Genomic DNA, 21,590 nt, shown 5'->3' on the forward strand with positions numbered 1-21,590 from the left:
CATTACGCTCCTTGCTGAGAGGCTTTATGTTCTTTTAGCAGATCGCCAACGGTATTGACGATCATCGCCAGTGAAATGGCTCCCGCATCTGGCGTACCGACACTTTTTTCGGCTAGCGGACGCGCACGACCCATTTTCGGCACCAGCTGAGCGGTCTCTTGTGCGGCCTTATCGGCTACCTGCGCCGCCGCCAACCAGGCATCGGTCAGTGAAGCACCCTCTGCGACTGCAGCGTTAAGGCTGTCGCTAAACGGCACCAACACATCGACCATGGTTTTATCGCCCACCTTCGCTTTGCCAAAGTGCATAATGCCCTCTTTGGCTTCGCGTACGCCGGTTGCGACGCGTTGCGCATTGGGTGACTGCTGATCGCCAATGGCCGTCCCCAGCGCAGTTAATGCCACCCCCCACAGCGCACCCGAGGTGCCGCCGGCTTTATCTGCCCAGGCATCCGCAGCACGGCACAACAGGCTGCCGGCACCTGCACCACGCGCAGCCACTTCACGCGCCTTCTCCACCGCGCCCAGCACGCCACGTTCCATACCGATACCGTGGTCACCGTCACCGGCCACTGCATCGATATCACCTAATTTTTTCGTGTTACGCTGTAACAAATCTGCCACTGATTCCAGGATATGTAACACGCGCTGTGCGCTCTGCTGGGACTCAGCTGAAGCCTGCGGCAATGCTTCTTCCGTGCTCTCTTCACGCTCTTCCGCACTTAGCGGTTCCGCGATCAGCACGCTTCCTTTGCGATAGGCTGGTGCATTTGCCGGCGCACACCACAGTGTCTCCAGCTCATCGTCCAACCACATCAGCGTCAGCGATGCGCCCGCCATGTTGAAGCTGGTAACAAACTCACCGACATCGGGCTGAACCACTTTAAGTCCTGCAGCGTCCAGCAGTTGTGCCACGCGGCGATACACCACGAATAACTCTTCATACTTCACAGAACCCAAACCGTTGAGGATCACCGCCACGCGATGACCTTGAATCTGTTTGACGTCGGCAGGTACTTCGCCTAGCAGACGTTCAACAAACAACTCGGCCAACTCATCGGCACTGGGCACATCAGTCTCACTGATACCCGGCTCACCGTGGATGCCCAGACCGAGCGCCATGCGCCCTTTCTCGACTTCAAATAAAGGATGCGTGGCACCCGGCAAGGTACATCCGCCAAATGCCACACCGAACGTTCGCGTACGATCGTTAGCGTGTTGTGATTTCTTCAGCACGGTCGCTAAATCATCGCCCGCTTCCGCTGCTGCACACGCCGCTTTAAACACACACAAATCCCCGGCCACACCACGGCGCTTCACCCGTTCGTCTTTACTGGCGCTGGAAATATCATCGGTTACCGCCAGAATTTCACAGGCAATACCTTCGGCACGCAGGCGTTCGCAAGCCTGGCCGAAGTGCAGTACATCGCCCGCATAGTTTCCGAACATCAGCAACACGCCCGCGCCGTTATGTGCCGCTCTTGCCACGTTGTAGATCTGCTGAGCAGACGGCGAAGCAAACAGGTTCCCCATGGCTGCGCCGTGTGCCAGACCTTGTCCAACCAACCCGGCGAAGGCCGGATAATGACCGGAACCGCCGCCCACAATCACCGCAACCGTATTGGGTTGGCTGCGCGTGCTGCGCACCACACCACCGGTGACCTGACGAACTTTATCGGCGTTGGCGGCGACAAAGCCTTCAATGAGTTCAGCAGCAAAGGCTGAAGGTTGGTTAAACAGGTACGTCATTTTAGTGCTCCTGTGCGATAGAGGTCGGCTGAGACTGCGGGCGCTGGCGATTCAATAACAGCATAAGGACGGCTGACAGCAGCATGAAGCCACCGACCACGAACATCGGTAACACATAGCTGTTGGTGGCGTCGTGCAGTGCGCCAGTGATGTAGCCCGCGGAGAAGCCCGCCACGTTTCCTAAGGTGTTGATAAGTGCGATAGCCGCTGCGGCTGACGCGCCGGTCAGGAACTGCGTTGGCAGCGTCCAGAAGTTAGGCAAGGCAGCAAAGATGGAACTGGCAGTAATCGCGATCACCATGATGGTGGTGAACGGTGAATCCATATACAGCGCCAATGGCACGCTGATACCACCGGCCAGCGCTGGAATCGCGATGTGCCAGGTTTTGCAACCACGACGGGTGGCATCTTTTGACCAGAAGTACATCACCACAGCCGCAATCAGGTATGGCACGCCGGTGATCAATCCCTTCTGCATCACGTTAAAGGTAGTGCCGAACTGCTGCTGGAAGCCGCCGATAATGGTTGGCAGGAAGAAGGCCAGCGCATACAGGCCATAGATAAAGCCGAAGTAGATCAGGCACAGCGTCCACACACGGCCGTTGCCCATGACGGAGCGCAGGCTATGTTTCTTATGGCCCTGCTTCTGTTGATGCTCCGCTTCCAGCTCGTTGGTCAGCCAGGTCTTCTCATCTGCGGTTAACCATTTCGCCTGACGCGGTGAATCCACCAGCCAGAACAGCGCCACAATACCGATCAGAATCGCAGGGATGGAAACACCCAGGAACATCACGCGCCAGCCATCCAGACCGAACAGACCGTGTTGCTCAATCAAACCTGCCGCCAGGGGCGCACCGAATACGACGGTCAGCGGCTGTGCCAGATAGAACAAGGACAGGATTTTGCTGCGATGACGTCCCGGTACCCACATGCTCAGATAAAGAATCGCACCCGGGAAGAAGCCCGCTTCAGCAATACCCAGCAGCAGGCGCAGCGTATACAGGCCCTCGACACTGCTCACCCAGGTGAACAGCAGCGAGACGATACCCCAGCTGATCATGATGCGTGCCAGCCAGCGACGTGCGCCGAACTTATGCAACGCCAGGTTGCTCGGCACTTCCAGCAGGATATAACCGATAAAGAAGATGCCGGATGCCAGACCAAACTGCACACCTGTCAGACCGAGGTCCTGCGTCATGCCATTTGGGCCAGCAAAAGAAATTGCGGTGCGGTCAAGGAAGTTAATAAAGAACATCAGGGCCACGAAAGGCACCAGACGCCAGGAGATTTTGCTGATAGCGGATTTCTCAACCGCCGTCATGTTTTGCTGACTCATAACGCACCTCCGTGGCGTGCGTGGTTAAAACTGTTGTTTGGTGTTGACCAGACGCGAAATGAGCGCTGGCTGCAGGTGTACTGAGAGGTACGGTGTAAATGACACATGTTCGAGTCCTCAAGGGGTCTTCTTGTACATTGGTATCGTTATGCGAACAAATGAACACTACACGTATAAATGTACACCTCTCAACTGCAATGATTGAAAATGTGAGCCTGCTCATGAGATTTGATTTTGGCCCTGAATCGGAAAAATACGCAGAAATGCAGTGCAATCCGCGCGGTATCAGCACCCTTCGCGCTTTGCATCACTAAATCAGCACGCAAGACATATGAACAACCATTGAACATATGATTGGATTTGTGGCAGGCTATCGATGAACATCTTCTCGCCTGCATAACAAACGTTCAGGCGTCAGAACTAAACCCTGCTGGAGAATGACGATGAAAACTATCGCAATTGGCGCCGATGATGCGGCTATCGAATTGAAAAACATCATTAAAAAACTGCTTGAAGAGAAAGACTTTCAAGTGACGGACTACACCAATGACGCACAAAATGACCGTCCGATGTACCCGGATGTGGCATTTGCGCTGGCAACCGCTATCCAGAAGAATGAATTTGAGCGCGGCATCCTGCTGTGCGGCACCGGTATCGGCGTGGCAATCGTGGCCAACAAAGTGGAAGGCGTGCGTGCGGCACAGTGTCATGACACCTTCTCTGCTGAACGCGCCCGTAAAAGCAACAATGCTCAGATCATGACCATGGGCGCACGCGTTATCGGTCCGGAACTGGCGAAGAACATCGTCAATGCCTGGCTGGCCTCAGAGTTTGAAGGTGGTGGCTCCACCGCCAAAGTCGAGAAGATCGGTTACTACGAACAAGTTTCACATACTAAATAATTACCGACTTCTTACCTCTGGAGAACCTTATGTCAACACGCCGGGAAAGAGCCAACGCCATCCGTGCTTTAAGCATGGATGGCGTACAACAAGCCAAGTCAGGTCATCCGGGTGCCCCCATGGGCATGGCGGACATCGCCGAAGTTTTGTGGCTCGATTTTTTACAGCACAATCCAAACAATCCTAAGTGGGCTAACCGCGACCGCTTCGTCCTGTCGAATGGCCACGGTTCGATGCTGATTTACAGCCTGCTGCACCTGAGCGGTTATGATCTGCCACTCAGCGAACTGAAGAATTTCCGTCAACTGCATTCAAAAACGCCGGGTCATCCGGAATACGGTTATACGCCAGGCGTTGAAACCACCACCGGCCCGCTAGGTCAGGGGATCGCCAATGCCGTCGGCTTCGCGATTGCCGAACGTACGCTGGCGGCGCAGTTTAACCGTCCTGGCCACGACATCGTTGATCACCATACCTATGTGTTTATGGGCGACGGCTGCATGATGGAGGGCATTTCACACGAAGTCTGCTCCATCGCTGGGACGCTGAAGCTGGGGAAACTGGTGGCCTTCTATGATGACAACGGCATCTCAATTGATGGTCACGTTGATGGCTGGTTCACCGACGATACCGCCGCCCGTTTCGAAGCGTACGGCTGGCACGTGGTGCGTGACGTAGACGGTCATGACGGCGACGCGATTAAGAAAGCGGTTGAAGCAGCCAAAGCGATCTCGGACAAGCCTTCTCTGCTGATGTGTAAAACCGTGATCGGTTTCGGCTCGCCGAACAAAGCCGGTACCCACGATGTGCATGGCGCACCGCTGGGCGACGACGAAATTGCACAGACCCGTCAACAGCTGGGCTGGCACCACGCGCCGTTCGAAGTCCCTTCAGAACTTTATGCGCAGTGGGATGCGAAAGAGGCCGGCCAGGCGAAAGAGTCCGCGTGGGAGGCAAAAGTCGCGGCTTATGCCGAGGCTTACCCGGAACTGGCGGCGGAGTTTAACCGTCGTATCAAAGATGCGTTGCCGGATAACTGGGAAATTGAGTCGCAACAGTTTATCGAGCAGCTGCAGGCCAATCCGGCGAAAATTGCCAGCCGTAAAGCGTCGCAAAATGCGATTGAAGCCTTCGGCAAGATTCTGCCGGAATACCTTGGGGGTTCTGCTGACCTGGCACCCAGCAACCTGACGATGTGGTCGGGTTCTAAGCCGATCAATGAAGATCCCGCGGGGAATTACATTCATTACGGCGTGCGTGAATTCGGTATGACCGCGATCGCCAACGGTATCGCGCTGCACGGTGGTTTCCTGCCTTACACCGCCACCTTCCTGATGTTTGTCGAGTACGCGCGCAATGCGGCACGTATGGCGGCGTTGATGAAAGTGCGTCAGATCATGGTCTACACCCATGACTCCATCGGCTTAGGCGAAGATGGCCCCACCCACCAGCCGGTTGAGCAGATGGCCAGTTTGCGCGTGACGCCGAACATGAGCTTATGGCGTCCGTGTGATCAGGTTGAGTCTGCAGTGGCATGGAAATACGCGATTGAGCGCGTCAACGGCCCTACTGCCTTAATCTTCTCGCGTCAGAATCTGGCGCAGCAAGATCGTACCGCTGAGCAGTTGGCTAACGTGGTGCGCGGCGGTTATGTGTTGAAAGACAGTGATGGGGTTCCAGAGCTGATTCTTATCGCCACCGGTTCAGAAGTGGAGCTGGCGGTTGCGGCGTATGAGCAATTGACGGGCGAGGGCCGTAAGGTGCGCGTAGTTTCGATGCCTTCAACCGACGCCTTCGACAAGCAGGACGCGGCTTACCGTGAATCTGTGCTGCCTAAAGCGGTGGCCGCGCGTATGGCGATCGAAGCGGGTATCGCCGATTACTGGTTCAAGTACACCGGTCTGCACGGCGCGATTGTCGGCATGACCACTTTCGGCGAATCCGCGCCAGCGGAGCTGCTGTTCAAAGAGTTTGGTTTCACCGTGGAAAACGTGGTTCAAACGGCGAAATCGATTCTGTAAATGGTCAACGCCAGAAATGGCGTGCGCCTGGCTACATAAGATGTGAGATGCACCCAGGGGCGGCAGGAATGCCGCCCTTTGTCAGCCATTTCAACACAGCATCGATTTTTCGCTCGGCGTGACATCATCAATGGCCTCCTCTGGTTGCAGGATGCGCACCTGACTCAACACGAAAATCACTCCGCTTATCTTTGCATCCGAATCAGCGTATTCTGTCCTCCGCTTGCCCTTTTCTCACGGAACTGGAGGAAACATGTCCACCTTACGTTTGCTGATCTCTGATTCACACGATCCCTGGTTTAACCTTGCGGTGGAAGAGTGCATATTCCGTCAGATGCCTACCACGCAGCGCGTATTGTTCTTATGGCAAAACGCTGAAACGGTGGTGATTGGCCGTGCGCAAAACCCGTGGAAAGAGTGCAACACGCGTCGGATGGCGGAAGATGGCATTAAACTGGCGCGACGCAGCAGCGGCGGCGGTGCGGTGTTTCATGATTTGGGCAACGCCTGTTTCACCTTTATGGCCGGCAAACCGGAGTATGACAAAACCGTCTCGACGGCGATTATTTTGCAGGCGCTTGAGAAGCTGGGTATGCGCGCCGAAGCCTCCGGTCGCAATGACATCGTGGTCAATGTGAATGGCGATATGCGTAAGATTTCCGGTTCCGCCTATCGTGAAACGCCGGATCGCGGTTTTCACCACGGCACTTTCCTGATGAGCGCCGATCTGTCGCGCCTTGCCGATTACCTCAACCCGGACATCAAAAAGCTTCAGGCCAAAGGGATCACCTCGGTGCGTTCACGCGTGGCGAACATCGCGGATTTTATTCCTAATATCCGTTTTGCAGACATCCGTCGTGAGGTGATTGCGGCTTACTTCGCGCATTACCATGAAACCTGCGAGCCCGAGTTTATTTCACCCGAAGCCCTGCCAGACCTTCCCGGCTTTAAGGCGCAGTTCGCCCGCCAAAGCAGCTGGGAGTGGAATTTTGGTCAGGCGCCCGATTTTTCACATCTGCTGCAGGAGCGCTTTGTCTGGGGTGGCGTTGAGATTCACTTTGACGTTGAGCGTGGCACCATTACCCGCAGTCAAATTTTCACCGATAGCCTCAATCCCGCACCGCTAGAAACGCTGGCAATGCAGTTGCACGGTGTGGCGTATCGACCGGAGTCACTGCAGGCTGAAATGCAGAAACTGATTGCGGCGTTTCCGGAACAGCAGAAGGAACTCACCGAACTAACAAACTGGCTGGTGAACAGCATCAGATAAGGTGGCGCTGCACCAGCGCCTCAATCAGTCCCTGCAATTCTTTTACGCCATCCAGTTGTCGGATATCGCCGCACACTACAGCGTTTGAGAGGGCGTCTGCCGCGCCCAGTAAGCCCCACAGGCTGGATTGCGGCAGCTTCGCCTCAGTAAACCACAGACGAAGCTTTGCCATAAAATCGAGTTGGTATTTGCGCTTTACTTCAGCCAGTTCAGGCGAGCTATTGAGTGCTGACAGCACATCGGGAATTTCGCGCCCCTGTGTCAGTACGCAGTTTACGTAGCAAGCCGCCACCGTGCTGGCGCGTTCTGTCAGATCGTCTCCCGCTTTTGCCATCGCCGCGTCAATGACAGCGTTTTGCCGCACATCGAAGTCCTCATACAGCGCAGCGAGCAAACCGTGGCGAGTGCCAAAATGCTCATACACCACAGGCTTGCTGACACCCGCTTCAATGGCCACTCGCCCAAGAGTAAGGGCATCGCTGCCCTGCTCTCGCACCAGATTCCACGCTGTGTTCATCAGTTGCTCGCGGCGGGCGTCAAAGGTCATACGCTGGCGCGTGGGTGAGTTCATGCAGATTCCTTCACAGTAAAAAGTCGCTGCCCCAGTTGCCGGGCAAGCGCGTAATGCGCATCAGGATAACCCTCATCGGACGGCAACAACAGTTCGCTGGTGACTACCGGCGCGCCGCAATAACCAAATATTCCCTCATCGATCTGATTGCGCATACTGCTGAAATAGCCGCGACGCAGGTAAGTGCGCGTATTGGCCGCACCCAGTGCCAGCAGATGCACCTGCAGATGACCCAACTTTTTGATGACCTTTTCGCCGGTGTCGTCATACGCCCAGCCCTGAGTAAACACGCGGTCAATCCACCCTTTTAACTGTGCCGGGAAAGACCACCAGTAAATCGGATACACCAATACCAGCGCATCGGCACGATTCAGACGCTGCTGTTCGGCCAATACATCCTGAGGCGAAACGGTTCCCGATTTGAACTGATCGACATCCGCCTCATTGAAGCGTGGATCAAATTGCTCAGCCGCTAAATCGGCGATTTCAACACTGTGTTGGCCGCTCGCTGAAATGCCTTTAACCAGCTGTTCAACCACAGCATGGGTGTGTGAATGGTGATCCGGATGGGCCGTAACGATAAGCGTGTGCATGGGTTAACCTCCGACAATGAGTGACCTACTATTGGTAACTTACTGGTGGTAGGCTGTCAATTGTTCGTTTGCTGTGTGAGTTCAGTGTGTAATACCGTTTGGTGGGAATGGTGGGTGCTCAGGTGATGACGCAATCTGGAGCCACTGTGGGTTTCGTCTAAACGGGCACCATATGAATGGCCGTAGCACCTCTGATGCTGCAAGGGCTATCCGCAGCGCTGAGGCTTTTACGTTGGGCCAGGAGATCCAAGCAGGGATGCGTGGATCAGTTCGGGGCCGGCCAGGGATGGTCGATCCCCGAACGTTCCGTAGGCACGACGTGGAAGCCGAGGGCACCGCGTCAGCGGCGCGAGGACTGCCCGGCAGCAGCAGAGGTGCTACGGCCCGCACCACCGCACCAAAAAGCCCAAATGGACCTCGCATTCACAAGCTCTCTCAAGATCAATGGCAGCCAACACTCACACAAACGTGACACCGTCACTCACCAAAAATGCAATCACAGTCGCGTCACGCTCGCCTCGGACTGCAGGCAATGCGCCCTGCTCGCTGATAGAATCCCCCTGCAACAGCCGCTCCTCGCCAACAGTCACAATGCCATCCAGCAAGGTCAGCCATGTTGAGTAACCAGCAAGGTGTGGCACCTCAACCTGTGCGCCCCGCTCCACTTTCAGATCATAAATAAACACCTCCTGACCCAACGGCAGCGGTGCGTCGCTAGTTTCGGGTCCCGCCAGCAATGTCCAGGCGTTAAGCGGCACCCCATCAGCGCGAGTAAAATCCAGGGTGCGTGGTGCACCGCCGCTTTTGGCCGGACGGATATAAGCCTGCAACATCTCGGTTTCGACAAAAGGCGCAGACTCTTCATAACGCACGCCACTTCCTGCACTCACCACCATAGCGCGTTTGGCATTCAGCGCGGTTTTGTCGCCATTTTCAGCAAGGTGCTGCGCCGAACCACGCCAGACGTAGCTGAAAATCTCTTCGTCCTGACGGCTGTGCATCGGAATACGCGCATCCATTTTCAACGACATCTGATCAATAATCGTCAGCGGGCCAAGAGCCTCGCCAGGCCGTTGCCGGCGGATGGTAAAGGGACCGTATTCAAACAGTTGGTCACGCTGGGCACGCATTACGTTCATAATTTGCTCCTCAAAATGTTGCTATGCTCATCATGATAGCGACAAGAAAATCCCTGAACAGGTGTGCAATTTGCTCACTTAAGTCAAAATTTTTGAACATTGATAACTAACAGCAATAATAAGAAAAAGAAACAATCTAAAGAACGCGACTATTTAGCATTCAGGATTAGTCAGGCTGCTTGTTTTTGCGTAAAATACGCTTTTCCGTGATGAGTAAATAACATGAATCGCAGCGAACAGATTCTTGATGCAGCTGAACAGTGCATGCGCCTAAAAGGGTTTCATCAAACGTCTATTCAGAATATTGCCAGCCAGGCAAGTGTTAGCATTGGTTTAATTTATAAATATTATAAAAACAAAGATGCCATTATCGAAGCGCTGGTGACCAAAGTGGTGCAACGCATGATCGCATTATTAAACGCTGATTTTGAACGAATTGCCCATGCGGGAGGCGTCACGCATTCGGTGCAGGATATTGTGCCGCCCGAAGTTGAGCACAGTATTGTTTTGTTGATGGAAGTCTCATCTGAAGCCACACGTAACGAGCGTATTCGTCAGATAATGAATGATGCGTGGTTGGTATTAAAAAACAACTTTATTGCTCAGGAGCAGACGCTCAATCCGGCGCTGAAAGCCGACGTCATCAACACCCGACTGCATATCATCTCTCTGGTGATTGATGGGATGATCATTCGCCGTTGCATGAAACAACGTGACGTGCCCGACGGATTTATGCCCTTTTTTGATGCCATCACGCGTGACATCAATCAGCATGATATGGCCTGAAATCAGCCAAACAAATGATGTGTGAGAATGCCATTGATCCTGCCCTGTTCGTGATGATCCAGGTTCTTATCACCAAATGCGCGGCAGGCAACACCGTCTACCAGCATTAACAAAAATTGGATACGCTCATTACGCTGCTGTGGACTCACTTGAGCATACTGGCGGCTAAATGCTTTTTCCAAATCAGCAATCAATAGCTGTTCTTCTTTAGCCAAAACTTCCCGCACAGATTGATTACGCGACGCTTCCGAATACATCTCCAGTAATAAGCAGCGGTCCTGATAGGGCCAGTCCTGCCAAAATGGCGATTCCGCATCAATAATATCGCGGGTGCTGCTTTGGTTCGGCAGATTATCTTGTAAAAAAACACGCCAACTCGTGGCTATACTTTTAATCGTTTCACTGACGATGAATTCTTTGCTCTCAAAATAACGATATATCTGCCCTGCACCCAAACCTGATTCCCGGCTTATATCAGCCATGCTCGCCCCGTGAAAACCGGAGCGACTAAAACATATTTTTGCAGCGGCAATAATTATTTGCTGTCGCTGTCGCACGAAGGCGTCATTCTCTGATTTGCTCAACATAACTCCTAAAAGTGGCCGGCGCGTAATTATTGTTTTTTCCTATCATACGCGAAGGGATTTATAGCCGATATGCTGGCTATAAATCCGGTTACATTTTTCCCCAGGTCGCTAACGCATCGACCCGGGGCGATCTTCACAGTTTCAGTTCAGATTCTTTCAACGCCGTACCACCACCCATCACTTTGTAGAAAGTATTGAGGTTCTGGTAGTAAGCCTGCTCAACGCTCACCAGGCTGGTGCGTGCTGTATACAGCGTGCGCTGTGCAGTTAACGCATTCAGATAGGTATCCACACCATTTTGATAGCGCAGATCCGCCAGGTGGTAATAGGTTTGCGAAGCAGCAACATTATTACGCTGACTGGTCAGCTGATCGTTGATGGTGCCGCGTCGTGCCAACGCATCGGCCACTTCTGAGAACGCCGTTTGGACCGCCTTCTCATACACCGCCACGTAATACTCTTTCTGCGCTTTGGTGTAGTTGAGGTAGGAAACGTTGTAGCCGCCTTTGAAAATCGGCAGCGAGATACTTGGGGCAAACGACCAGATTCCCGCACCGTTCTTGAACAGCGAAGACAAATCTGAACTGCCCACCCCACCGCTGGCGGTGAGGGAGATGCTTGGGAAGAAGTTAGCGCGTGCCGCCCCGATATTGGCATTAGCGGCTTTTAAGTTGTGCTCTGCCTGCAACACGTCCGGGCGATTATTCAGTGCATCCGATGACACGCCAGCAGGTACGGCTTTCAATGCATCGCCAATGGACTCAATGCTTTCAGGCAACAAATTATCTGGCACGCTTTTGCCTACCACCAGATCCAGCGCGTTTTTATCCTGCGCCACGCTGGTGGTGTAACTGGCCACATCCGCCTGAGCAGATTGATAAGTGGTCTCTGCTGACGCGACATCCACCATCGAATCCACACCGTTCTGCAGACGCTTGCGCGTCACTTCCAGTGACTGACGCGCACTCTCTGCCGTCTCTTTAGCGATCGCCAGATTGCTGCGATCGGCGGCCAGCTGCAGCCAGTAATCCACGGTGTTATACAGCACCGTCAGGCGCGTACTGCGGGCGCCCTCCAGCGTGCCGAGATAAGTTTCATACTGCTGGCGCGACAGACTTTGGTTCTTGCCAAACAGATCCAATTCAAACGAGCTGACGCTGCCCTCGGCTGAATAGGTATTGCTGAGCGCAGTTTGATTTCCCTCCCCGGTTAGCGCGCGTGAACGTGTGCCGCTCACGCCAGCGCTCAGGCTGGGGAACAAATCGGCACGCTGCTCACCATACTGAGCATGAGCCGATTTCACACTGGCGACCGCTTCACGCAGATCGCGGCTGCTGTCCAGCGCCATCGTCACCACCTGGCGCAGCTTCGCATCCAGCACATAATCCTGCCAGCTGATATCACGATAGTTAGCCGGTGTGCCTTGTAACGTCCGATAGGCATCGCCGGTGGGCGCGGAGGTATTCACCGCATCCTTTGGCCGATCGTAATGCGGATCGAGGGATACGCAACCCGCAAGGAAACACGGCAAAAACACCATTAAAAGTTTTGCAGACATATTACTCCTCCGCCTTCACAGCAGATTCGGTTGACTGTGCATCGTCATGCGGAATCGCCGGGAAAACGCGACGGACCAGAACAAAGAACAGCGGTACAAAGAAGATGGCCAGCAAGGTCGCGGTCAGGGTGCCGCCGATAATTCCGGTGCCGATAGCGATACGGCTGTTCGCCCCCGCACCGGTGGAAATCGCCAATGGCAGTACCCCAGCGGTAAACGCCAGCGAAGTCATGATGATCGGACGCAAACGCATGGTGGCGGCATGCACCGCGGCTTTCACCAGGTTCTCACCCTTGCGATAGTTCTCCTCAGCGAATTCCACGATCAAAATCGCGTTCTTGGCCGAGAGACCAATGATGGTCAATAACGCTACCTGGAAATAGACGTCGTTTTCCAGACCGCGTAGCGTAATGGCCAGCAAGGAACCGATGACGCCCAACGGCACCACCATCATCACCGAGAACGGCACTGACCAACTTTCATACAGCGCGGCCAGACACAGGAACACCACAATCAGGGAGATGCCATACAACGACATTGCCTGGTTGCCGGAGAGTTTTTCCTGATAAGAGAGGCCGCTCCATGCATAGGTGGTACCGGTTGGCAGTTTGGCCGCCAGTTTTTCCATAGCGGTGATGGCATCGCCCGAACTCTTGCCCGATGCTGACGATCCTTCAATCTCATAGGAAGCCAGGCCGTTATAACGTGACAGCACATCTGGACCGTAAGCCCATTTTGAGGAGGCGAACGACGAGAACGGCACCATGGTGGTGTTGCTGCTGCTATCCGTTCCGCGCACGTACCATTGATCGATATCTTCAGGCTTACTGCGGAATTGCTGATCGCCCTGCATGTAAACCTTCTTCACGCGACCGCGGTCGGTGAAGTCGTTGACGTAACTGCCGCCAATCGCTGCACTCAAGGTGGTGTTGATGTCACTGATGGTCAGGCCCAGTGACTGCGCTTTGGCATCATCAATACTCACATCCAGCTGAGGCAAATCGGGTAACGAGTTGGCACGCACCGCGCTCAACACCGGATCCTGATTGGCTTCAGCGATCAGCTGGTTACGCATCTTCAGCAGTTGGTCACGATCGGTTGCGCCGCGTGCTTGCAGTTCAAAGGTAAAGCCGTTGGACTGGCCCAGTCCCGAGACTGAAGGCGGTGACAACACGAAAATCTGTGCATCACGAATACTGGACAGCGCAGCCATGGCACGTCCTGCTATCGCATCGGCGCTGTTCTCTGTGCCTTTACGCTCACTCCAGTTTTTCAGCGAAATAAAGCCAATACCGGCGTTCTGTCCGCTGCCCGCAAAGCTGAAGCCGTTCACCAGCATGCTGACGTTAACGTTATCTTTCTCTTTGGTCGCGAAGTACTGCTGAACCTGCTTACGGACTTCACTGGTGCGGTTTTCCGTGGCACCCGGTGCCAGCTGATACTGCACCATGATATAGCCCTGATCTTCGGTCGGCAGGAAGCCGGTCGGCAGGCGCAGATACAGCACCGCACATCCGATCAACAATACGCCGTACAGCAGCAGATAACGTACTGAACTGTGCACCACATGGCCGACGCCGTTTTGATAGCGCCCCTGTACTTTTTCATAGCTACGGTTAAACCAGCCAAAGAAGCCTTTGGTGCCGCTTTCATGGTTATGTGGTTTCAGCAAGGTGGCACAGAGTGCCGGCGTCAGCGTCAGCGCGACAATCACCGACAGCACCATCGACGATACAATGGTGATCGAAAACTGGCGATAGATCACACCGGTTGAACCACTGAAGAAGGTCATCGGCAGGAATACCGCCGACAGCACTAAGGCAATACCGACCAGCGCCCCTGTGATCTCTTTCATCGATTTTTCGGTGGCCTGACGCGGTGGTAATCCCTCTTCGCGCATCACGCGTTCAACGTTTTCCACTACTACAATCGCATCATCGACCAGCAAGCCGATGGCGAGCACCATACCGAACATGGTTAAGGTGTTAATCGAATAACCAAACAGCGACAGCACACCAAAGGTGCCCAGTAACACGACCGGCACGGCAATCGCTGGGATCAGTGTGGTACGAATGTTCTGCAGGAACACGAACATCACGATGACCACCAAAATCACCGCTTCGATCAGCGTTTTCACCACTTCTTCAATCGAGATTTTTACAAAGTCGGTACTGTCGAGCGGATAAGCGATCTCATAACCCGCAGGCATACTGCTGCGGAACTCATTGATGGTGGATTTCACCTGTTCGGCGGTGGAAAGCGCATTGGCACCCGACGCCAGCTGAACCGCGATACCCGAAGCGGGATGGCCGTTCGCCAGCACGTTGGCACTGTAATCCTCATCACCCATCTCGACGCGCGCCACATCACTCAGGCGCACCACGGAACCGTCAGACTGGCTTTTCAACACAATATTACGGAACTGTTCAGGCGTTTGCAGACGTGAACGCGAACGCACCGTTGCCACCAGTTGCTGCTCTTTACTGGCAGGCTGCGCACCCAACTGGCCGGAAGAGACCTGGGTGTTTTGGCTCTCCAGCGCGGTGGTGACATCCGACGGCATCAGCGAATAGGAGGCGAGCTTGCTCGGATCTAACCAGATACGCATCGCGTATTCGGCACCAAATACCTGCACGCTCCCGACGCCGCTGACACGCGCCAGCGTATCTTCCATATTACTGACCATATAGTCAGCCACATCGGAAGAACTGCTTTTATTGGTTTTATCGTACACCGCAAGGATCAGCAGGAAGTCGCTCTGCGCTTTTTCCACGGTGACACCCTGTGTGGTCACGGCGGTAGGCAGACGGCTTTCTGCCTGCTGAACCTTGTTTTGTACCTGTACCTGAGCGATATCGGGGTCAGTGCCTTGCTGGAAGGTCACATTGATTTTTACCTGACCGGTCGATGCGGTGCTGGTGGAGTTGAAATAGAGTAAACCATCCAACCCGGTCAACTGCTGCTCAATCACCTGGGTGACACTGCTCTCCAGCGTTTCCGCCGAGGCTCCGGTGTAGGTGGCCTGAATGCTGATCTGTGGCGGCGCCACATCGGGATATTGCGCCACGGGCAGGCTGTTAATACTGAGTAAACCGAACATCATGATGCAGATGGCGATAACCCAGGCAAACACCGGCCGACGAATAAAGAACTGAGCCAACATATCAGTTGCCCTCGCTGATCGCGGCTATATCGTTTGGCGTCACTTCTACGGCTTTAACGCTCATGCCCGCCTGCACTTTACCGGTACCTTCAACAATCAGTTTGTCGCCGCTGTTGAGACCAGAGGTAATCAGCCACTTATTGCCGATCACGCGATCGGCCACCACTTCACGGCTCTCGACTTTATTCTCTTTATCCACCACCAGCGCGGTGGCATTGCCTTTGGCGTCACGTGTGATGCCCTGTTGCGGTGCGAGGATCGCGTCGGTTTTAACGCCGTTAGTCACATTGGCGCGCACATACATGCCCGGCAACAACTCATGTTGCGGGTTAGGGAAAATCGCGCGCAGCGTCACGGTGCCCGTCGCTTCATCTACCGACACTTCCGTCAGTTCCAGCTTGCCCGGATGGTCATAAGCACTGCCATCTTCGAGTTTCACCGTCACCGGCACGGCATCCGTGCTCTGCTGCAAGGAAGCCTGCTGACGTTTCAGCTTCAGCAGTTGAACGCTGGATTGGGTGAGATCGACATAAATAGGATCGAGCGCGCGAATGGTCGCCAGCGCGGTGGTCTGGCTGGCAGTCACCAGCGCACCTGGCGTCACGGAGGAAATGCCAATGCGTCCACTGATTGGGGCTTTGATCTGCGTGTAATTCAGGTTGATGCGTGCGCTTTCAACCGCAGCACGATACTGATCCACGGATGCGACATTTTGTTGGTAAGTGGCTAACGCGTCATCTGCATCCTGACGCGACACGCCGTTCTCTTTCACCAGTACTGCATAGCGCTCCGCTTTGAGTTTGCTGCTTTTAACCAATGCCTGAGCATTCTTTAATTGTGCCAAAGCCTGATCGTAACTGGCCTGATAGCTGGCCGGATCGATTTGATACAGCACCTGACCGGCTTTCACTTCATCCCCTTCGGTAAACAGGCGCTTCAAAATAATCCCTTCAACCTGGGGGCGCACTTCTGAGGTCATACTGCCCGTCACGCGGCCCGCGAGCTGGCTGTCCAGCGCCACTGACTCGCTTTGCAAGGTTTTAACACCCACTTCGGTGGTCGGAGTGGCGGCTTGTTGACTGCTGTTTTGATCGCAGGCGGCGACTAACATCACCAGCCCGGCGATCACACTGCGCTGAAAATTCTTCATGAATTACCCTGTAGTGAACGTTCATTCTCAGAATGAAGTCTATCAAATTAGCTTTCCTTACACTGTCAGGAAAATGAAAAGAGAGAGGGCGTAGTGGATTTTTACAATGCGGACTTTAGATAAGGTGATGATGAATCTTTGTCGTTATAACACATGCTTTTCCCAAACTTCGTCGCAGCACGAACTCTCGTGCTGCGACGAAGCATTATTCCGCCGATATACGTACAACACTCTCAAGCTTTGCCGCTTTGGTCGCCGCGCCGTCATTTTTCACCGTGACGAACAGGGCGTGATTAGCCTCATCGAGTGCCAGGCTATTGGGGTGCGGAGGCTACGCCAGGGTGTTAATTCGCTGCAGCGATCGGGCATCAAAGATCGTCACCGTGCCCGCGCCCTTTTCGACTCTGACACCGTTGCGGTTGGTGACATAAATGCGCTGCTGCTGCGCATCCAGCATTAAGCCAATCGGCACCTGATCGGTATCCACCTTCGCCAGAACCTTGCCGCTGTCTGCATCCAGAGCAAACAGCTGATGTCCGCTGCTGCGTCGGGTGTAGGTCTGTCCCAGATAGTTATTTCGCGGCTTGTCACGATCGATCCCCTGATCAACGCCAAGCAGGCGATTCCCCTGCGGGTCATAGACCAGATTGAGCAGTTGATCGGCTTCAATCTCCTGCGTATGGGTGATCTCAAGCGTGTCCGCGTTCAGCGTCATCAGTTGCCCCTGCATATTGGAGACAAACACCCGACGCCCCGCTTCATCAATGGCGATACCGGTGGCGTAAAAGCCAAAACCAGGAATGACTTTCTCAAGCTGCTGCTTGCGGGTATCCACGACGAACAGCACACTTTCTACGCCGTAGCCCAGACCGGGTAAAAACAGTCGACCGCTGCGCGCGTCATATTTCACTTCACGTACTTTGTACAAGTAATCATCGCTGATACCGAAGCGCTGTAACTCTTCCAGCATTTAGTGGTGAGTTCACGCAGCCCCGCCGGATTGAGCAGCAGTTTGGCGCGCGCATTGGTGGTTTGCACTTCGCGCGGATCGCCCACCGGCGTGTAAGCGGGCAGATCGATGTCACTGCGGCGGCGCTGGCGATCAACGCTGACACGAAACGCCAGCTGTTCATCAATCAGTGGGCCACTGGCCATCGCCGCCAGTTATGAGGCGTGCTGATTGCCAAATCCACCCTTTATAGCGCTCTCCCATTCGAAGCTGGGATCTTTGGTGGTCATCACAATCGCACCGGCGATGGCAATGCGACCCTGAATGTAACTTTGCGGCCCTCGAAACACTTCCACGCGATCTAAATCCCACAGCGATTGCGGTCCATAGGCCTGTTCGTTATAGGTGAGCGCACGGCCATCCAGTGATAATCCTAAACGCGGGCGTGTTCCGCTAAGGAATGCCCCTGCACCCGTCGATGGGCCGGAGCCATGCACCCCGCGCACTGTTGGCAGATCGTTGCCGATCCCGACATCAACGGTATTCGCGGTCATCCGCATTAAGTCTGAAACGGTTTCAGCACCGGGCAGTGAATCAATCCTGCGGCTATCAAAAACTTCAACGCTCGATCCGGTATCAAAAATCGATCGTTCCGTTTTCTCCCCGGTCACCACCAGCTCTTGTTCATCCTGATAGTTACGTTCGCGGCTGCTGGCAACTTCCTCCGAGTCCTTTTCTGCGGCGGCGGCGGAACCCGACATGCCAATACACAGGCCGATAGCGATACTGATGACTTTACGACGCGCATAATAGCCGTGGTGTGTGGTAATAGACTGACGCATTTCGCGTGTCTCCTTCATCCCAAAGGTTTAAAAAAACATTCATGTTTATTGACACAACCCACATTTTATTGAGTGCCATCAGTCTTTATTCTTCTGACTAACGGCAATAGCAAAGCCACCTCTTGTGCAGAGGTTGTTATAAGAAGATGTTCGTGAAGCGTAAAAAAGTGTTGCCAACCATAATCACTAATATCAGGCGATGCAAACAAATATTACACATTCATGAAAGCGTATTGTTATTAGTAACCTGTACGGTTAAACGGTTTTTACCGCCCAACCAAAATCTGCACTAAAATAATCTCACAGTGATGTGATTTTAAATCACAAGCGGGTTATTATTACTTTTTGTTAACCTTGCTCAGGCTACTGGAGAAAAAATGGGACTTATCGAGCTGATTAAACATACGCCAGCCTGGGTATGGGTATTATTCATCTATCTGATTTTCCGTGGCATTAAGGCACTAAAGACCCGTGAAATCGCGGTGCAGAAGCTGTTCTATATTCCTGTGCTGTTTTTAGTTTGGGGCTTTTATGGCGTATTTAGGGAAACCACCTGGGTTGCTTATACGCTGTTTTCCATGATTATCGGTTTACTGATTGGGGGTATCATCGGTGCCATGTTGTCTCACGCGACAGGCAAACCCATCTCCAGTGAAAATCACGGCACGATAATTCGCCCAGGTTCAGTGTTGCCATTGATATTTATGTTATTGGCTTTTGCCGCTAAATATATGCTTTCCGTTTCTGTGGCTTTGCACCCTGAATTAATCGCTTCCCTGTCTTTTAATCTGATTCACGGTGCAATCAGCGGCGTCACTGCGGGGATATTCTGGGGAAGTATGCTGGTATATTTCATTCCCTGGTATCGCCAGCGTAAGAGATTATCCCTTTAGCGAGCAAAAGAGGGAGGACGCCACCCGCGGGCGTCCCTTAGCGACATTAACGCTCTACCATCACCGCGGCTAATGCCAGCTGCGGAATCGTCAACGGGCGCTCGCTCTCCGACATGCCGTTCGCCGCCGCCGCCATCGATACCTGCGCCAGTGCTACGTGTTGTGCGCCCTGCTCGCGTCCCTGTGTTACCGCGTCAGCGATGAGCGCGTGGTAGCGTTGATGATCGCCCGCTTTAAATGCGGCCCAGGCATCAGGGATCAGCGCGACCTGCGGCTGTTTCTCCGCTGGCAGCGTGGGTGGACAGAACAACAGGCGTGTGGCGGCTAGCGTTGACTCAGCCGCGCAGAGCACCAGCGCAGGCCCTGCCATTTGATGCAGGTGATCTGCCAGCATTCGGTCTGCGCGATATACCGGGCAGCCCGATTTTTGCGGCTGGAAGGTATCGGCCACTGGCCCCAGCGTTGAACAGGTAATGACTATCGCATCAAACCACGGTCCCATACTCTGCAACAGCTGAGCCAAACGTTGCTGTTGCTCCTGCGTCATACCGCCACTTTGCTCTGCTTCGGCTAGCAGGTGCGGCATCACAATATGGCTCAGTGTGTGGGGAGGTAATTCAAGGGCGTGTGCCGCGTGATCGAACAGCGCGATATTACTGGCGGCGGTATGCAGGCAAGCGAGGGTCATGGTCATCCTTATTGTTGTGCTATTTATAGGTCCGCTGAGTCCTGGCGGCGTGATTGCAGTGGTAGATTATTGCTTCACCGTCTAATAATATTCAAAATTATTTAACATTCCTTAGCCGTTACCCTCATGAACCTGCACGTGCTCGCCTTTATCATTGCGATCTTACCTGTGGCCTTGTCGCCCGGGGCGAGTTTCACCCTCGCGATTAACAACACGCTGGTGGCAGGCACGCGCGGGCTGGCGGCGATCATTCTCGGCACGGCTCTGGGTATTTATACCCATGCGCTGCTGATTGGCCTGGGCATTAGCGCCCTGCTGGTGCGTTCCCCCATTATCTTTAATCTGTTAAGCGTGGCGGGTGCTGCTTATCTGCTGTGGCTCGGCGTACAGTTGTTGCGTCGAGGTCGTCATATTTCCCAACCCGTCGCCTCTTACCGTAGCGCCCGCATGGGGATTAAAGATGCCTGGCTAGCCAATGTGCTTAATCCAAAAGCGGTGATGTTGTATCTCACCGTGGTATCGCAATTCGCCGGTCGCGATCATGCCTTGCTGCATTATCTGCTGCTGGCCTCCATACACGTTGCCATTATGGCCCTGTGGCTGGTGATCATCTGTTTTACGCTGCTGACTTCAGCACGAGTGATCAACATTCGTAAGTTGTCCATCGCCATCAACATTGGCGGCGGGCTGATACTGGTGTTTTTTGCTATCAGCAATTTGGTTCAGCTTTTTATGACATAAAAAGGATTTTCATCATGATGGCATTAAGCGACTTCGGCCCACGCATCTGCATTTTGGGGCCTTCAAACAGCGGTAAATCGACACTGGCTCAGGCCATCGCCAGCAAGACAGCGCGCCCGCTGATCCACCTGGATCAGCTTTATCACCTCCCCAACACGCACTGGCAAGCCCGCGCCGAAGAAGATTTTCGGCAACTGCATCTTGAGGCTATCGCAGGGGAAAGCTGGATCATGGATGGAAATTATGTGCGCACCTTACCTGACCGCTTAACGCGTGCCAGCGGTATCATTCTGCTTGACCTGCCACCGACTCAAAGTTTCTTTCGTTATCTGCGTCGTACGCTGTTTGATGCCCAGCGCATTGGCGGTGTTGTCCCCTCACATCAGCGCGAGAAGTTGACCTGGGAAATGACGCGTTATCTGCTTATCACCTCTCGGCGCCATCGCCCGCGTAACCAACGCATGTATGCGGAATGGACCTTGCCCAAGCTGTTGCTTAGCTCCCCTTATGAGGTTAACCAACTCTACCGAGAATGGGGCTTGCTCACGGACAAAATCTAATCCACGCGTCAAGCCTTGGTGGCAATAATTTAATCATGGATTTGATTGAATTCAGAAGATAACCGGCATCCTGACAACGTTAATATTTACCGC

At 53.8% G+C, this 21,590-nt stretch carries 17 protein-coding genes and 2 pseudogenes; 7 read left to right on the plus strand and 12 right to left on the minus strand.

What is annotated here, in order from left to right:
* Positions 1–2 precede the first annotated feature (2 nt).
* The gene (locus tag WFP70_RS03860) at positions 3–1,748 is read right to left on the minus strand and encodes a dihydroxyacetone kinase family protein (RefSeq protein ID WP_337022648.1); all 1,746 of its coding nucleotides are present in this window, start codon (positions 1,746–1,748) and stop codon (positions 3–5) included.
* A gap of 1 nt (position 1,749) precedes the next feature.
* Positions 1,750–3,084, minus strand: a complete 1,335-nt coding sequence (locus WFP70_RS03865) for an MFS transporter (protein WP_034823583.1) — start codon at positions 3,082–3,084, stop codon at positions 1,750–1,752.
* Between the two features lie 443 nt (positions 3,085–3,527).
* Here WFP70_RS03865 and WFP70_RS03870 point away from each other — a divergent pair, with 443 nt between their 5' ends.
* The 3 genes from WFP70_RS03870 (at position 3,528) to WFP70_RS03880 (ending at position 7,277) form a co-directional block, all read left to right on the plus strand.
* Positions 3,528–3,986, plus strand: a complete 459-nt coding sequence (locus tag WFP70_RS03870) for an RpiB/LacA/LacB family sugar-phosphate isomerase (RefSeq protein ID WP_039328632.1) — start codon at positions 3,528–3,530, stop codon at positions 3,984–3,986.
* 29 nt (positions 3,987–4,015) lie between these two features.
* Positions 4,016–6,007 carry a transketolase gene (tkt, locus tag WFP70_RS03875; RefSeq protein ID WP_337022649.1) on the plus strand — a complete coding sequence of 664 codons (1,992 nt, stop codon included), beginning with the start codon at positions 4,016–4,018 and terminating at the stop codon, positions 6,005–6,007.
* A 253-nt stretch (positions 6,008–6,260) separates the two neighbouring features.
* A complete protein-coding gene (locus WFP70_RS03880) occupies positions 6,261–7,277 on the plus strand; it encodes a lipoate--protein ligase A (RefSeq protein ID WP_337022650.1) in 1,017 nt (338 codons plus the stop codon).
* On the opposite strand, the gene WFP70_RS03885 is transcribed toward WFP70_RS03880, so the two are convergent.
* The 3 genes from WFP70_RS03885 to WFP70_RS03895 all read right to left on the minus strand — a co-directional run bounded on the left by WFP70_RS03885 (position 7,270) and on the right by WFP70_RS03895 (position 9,580).
* Positions 7,270–7,848 carry a TetR/AcrR family transcriptional regulator gene (locus WFP70_RS03885; RefSeq protein ID WP_337022651.1) on the minus strand — a complete coding sequence of 193 codons (579 nt, stop codon included), beginning with the start codon at positions 7,846–7,848 and terminating at the stop codon, positions 7,270–7,272. The genes WFP70_RS03880 and WFP70_RS03885 overlap by 8 nt on opposite strands.
* Positions 7,845–8,441: an NAD(P)H-dependent oxidoreductase gene (locus WFP70_RS03890; protein ID WP_337022652.1), complete on the minus strand. Its 597-nt coding sequence runs from the start codon at positions 8,439–8,441 to the stop codon at positions 7,845–7,847. The genes WFP70_RS03885 and WFP70_RS03890 overlap by 4 nt, the downstream gene beginning before the upstream one ends.
* A 458-nt stretch (positions 8,442–8,899) precedes the next feature.
* The gene (locus WFP70_RS03895) at positions 8,900–9,580 is read right to left on the minus strand and encodes a pirin family protein (RefSeq protein WP_337022653.1); all 681 of its coding nucleotides are present in this window, start codon (positions 9,578–9,580) and stop codon (positions 8,900–8,902) included.
* Positions 9,581–9,802: 222 nt separating this feature from the next.
* On the opposite strand from WFP70_RS03895, the gene WFP70_RS03900 reads away from it, so the two are divergent.
* Positions 9,803–10,366, plus strand: a complete 564-nt coding sequence (locus WFP70_RS03900; RefSeq protein ID WP_337022654.1) for a TetR/AcrR family transcriptional regulator — start codon at positions 9,803–9,805, stop codon at positions 10,364–10,366.
* A 2-nt stretch (positions 10,367–10,368) separates the two neighbouring features.
* Here the strand turns inward: WFP70_RS03900 and WFP70_RS03905 are convergent, their stop codons facing one another.
* From WFP70_RS03905 to WFP70_RS03930, 6 genes and pseudogenes are all read right to left on the minus strand, one after another.
* Positions 10,369–10,953 (minus strand): TetR/AcrR family transcriptional regulator, encoded by a 585-nt coding sequence (locus tag WFP70_RS03905; RefSeq protein WP_337022655.1) that lies wholly within the window; start codon positions 10,951–10,953, stop codon positions 10,369–10,371.
* A gap of 133 nt (positions 10,954–11,086) precedes the next feature.
* A complete protein-coding gene (locus tag WFP70_RS03910; RefSeq protein WP_337022656.1) occupies positions 11,087–12,511 on the minus strand; it encodes an efflux transporter outer membrane subunit in 1,425 nt (474 codons plus the stop codon).
* 1 nt (position 12,512) lies between these two features.
* Positions 12,513–15,674: an efflux RND transporter permease subunit gene (locus WFP70_RS03915; protein WP_337022657.1), complete on the minus strand. Its 3,162-nt coding sequence runs from the start codon at positions 15,672–15,674 to the stop codon at positions 12,513–12,515.
* A 1-nt stretch (position 15,675) separates the two neighbouring features.
* Complete coding sequence (locus WFP70_RS03920) at positions 15,676–16,824, minus strand: efflux RND transporter periplasmic adaptor subunit (RefSeq protein ID WP_337022658.1); 1,149 nt, start codon at positions 16,822–16,824, stop codon at positions 15,676–15,678.
* 205 nt (positions 16,825–17,029) lie between these two features.
* Positions 17,030–17,794 (minus strand): annotated as a pseudogene (locus WFP70_RS03925) (YncE family protein); the annotation flags it as partial.
* A pseudogene (locus tag WFP70_RS03930) lies at positions 17,770–18,534 on the minus strand (TonB-dependent receptor plug domain-containing protein); the annotation flags it as partial. The pseudogenes WFP70_RS03925 and WFP70_RS03930, both read right to left, overlap by 25 nt.
* Before the next feature lie 401 nt (positions 18,535–18,935).
* Between WFP70_RS03930 and WFP70_RS03935 the strand changes: the two are divergent.
* Positions 18,936–19,508: a DUF6622 family protein gene (locus tag WFP70_RS03935; protein ID WP_337022737.1), complete on the plus strand. Its 573-nt coding sequence runs from the start codon at positions 18,936–18,938 to the stop codon at positions 19,506–19,508.
* Between the two features lie 46 nt (positions 19,509–19,554).
* On the opposite strand, the gene WFP70_RS03940 is transcribed toward WFP70_RS03935, so the two are convergent.
* Positions 19,555–20,196: a glutamate racemase gene (locus WFP70_RS03940; protein ID WP_337022659.1), complete on the minus strand. Its 642-nt coding sequence runs from the start codon at positions 20,194–20,196 to the stop codon at positions 19,555–19,557.
* Positions 20,197–20,334: 138 nt separating this feature from the next.
* Here WFP70_RS03940 and WFP70_RS03945 point away from each other — a divergent pair, with 138 nt between their 5' ends.
* Positions 20,335–20,937 (plus strand): LysE family translocator, encoded by a 603-nt coding sequence (locus WFP70_RS03945; RefSeq protein WP_337022660.1) that lies wholly within the window; start codon positions 20,335–20,337, stop codon positions 20,935–20,937.
* Between the two features lie 14 nt (positions 20,938–20,951).
* Entirely contained in the window at positions 20,952–21,497 is a 546-nt protein-coding gene (locus WFP70_RS03950; protein WP_337022661.1) for an AAA family ATPase, read from the plus strand.
* Positions 21,498–21,590 lie beyond the last annotated feature (93 nt).

This window comes from Pantoea sp. USMM079, assembly GCF_037153115.1.
GTDB classification, from domain to species: Bacteria; Pseudomonadota; Gammaproteobacteria; order Enterobacterales; family Enterobacteriaceae; genus Pantoea; species Pantoea communis.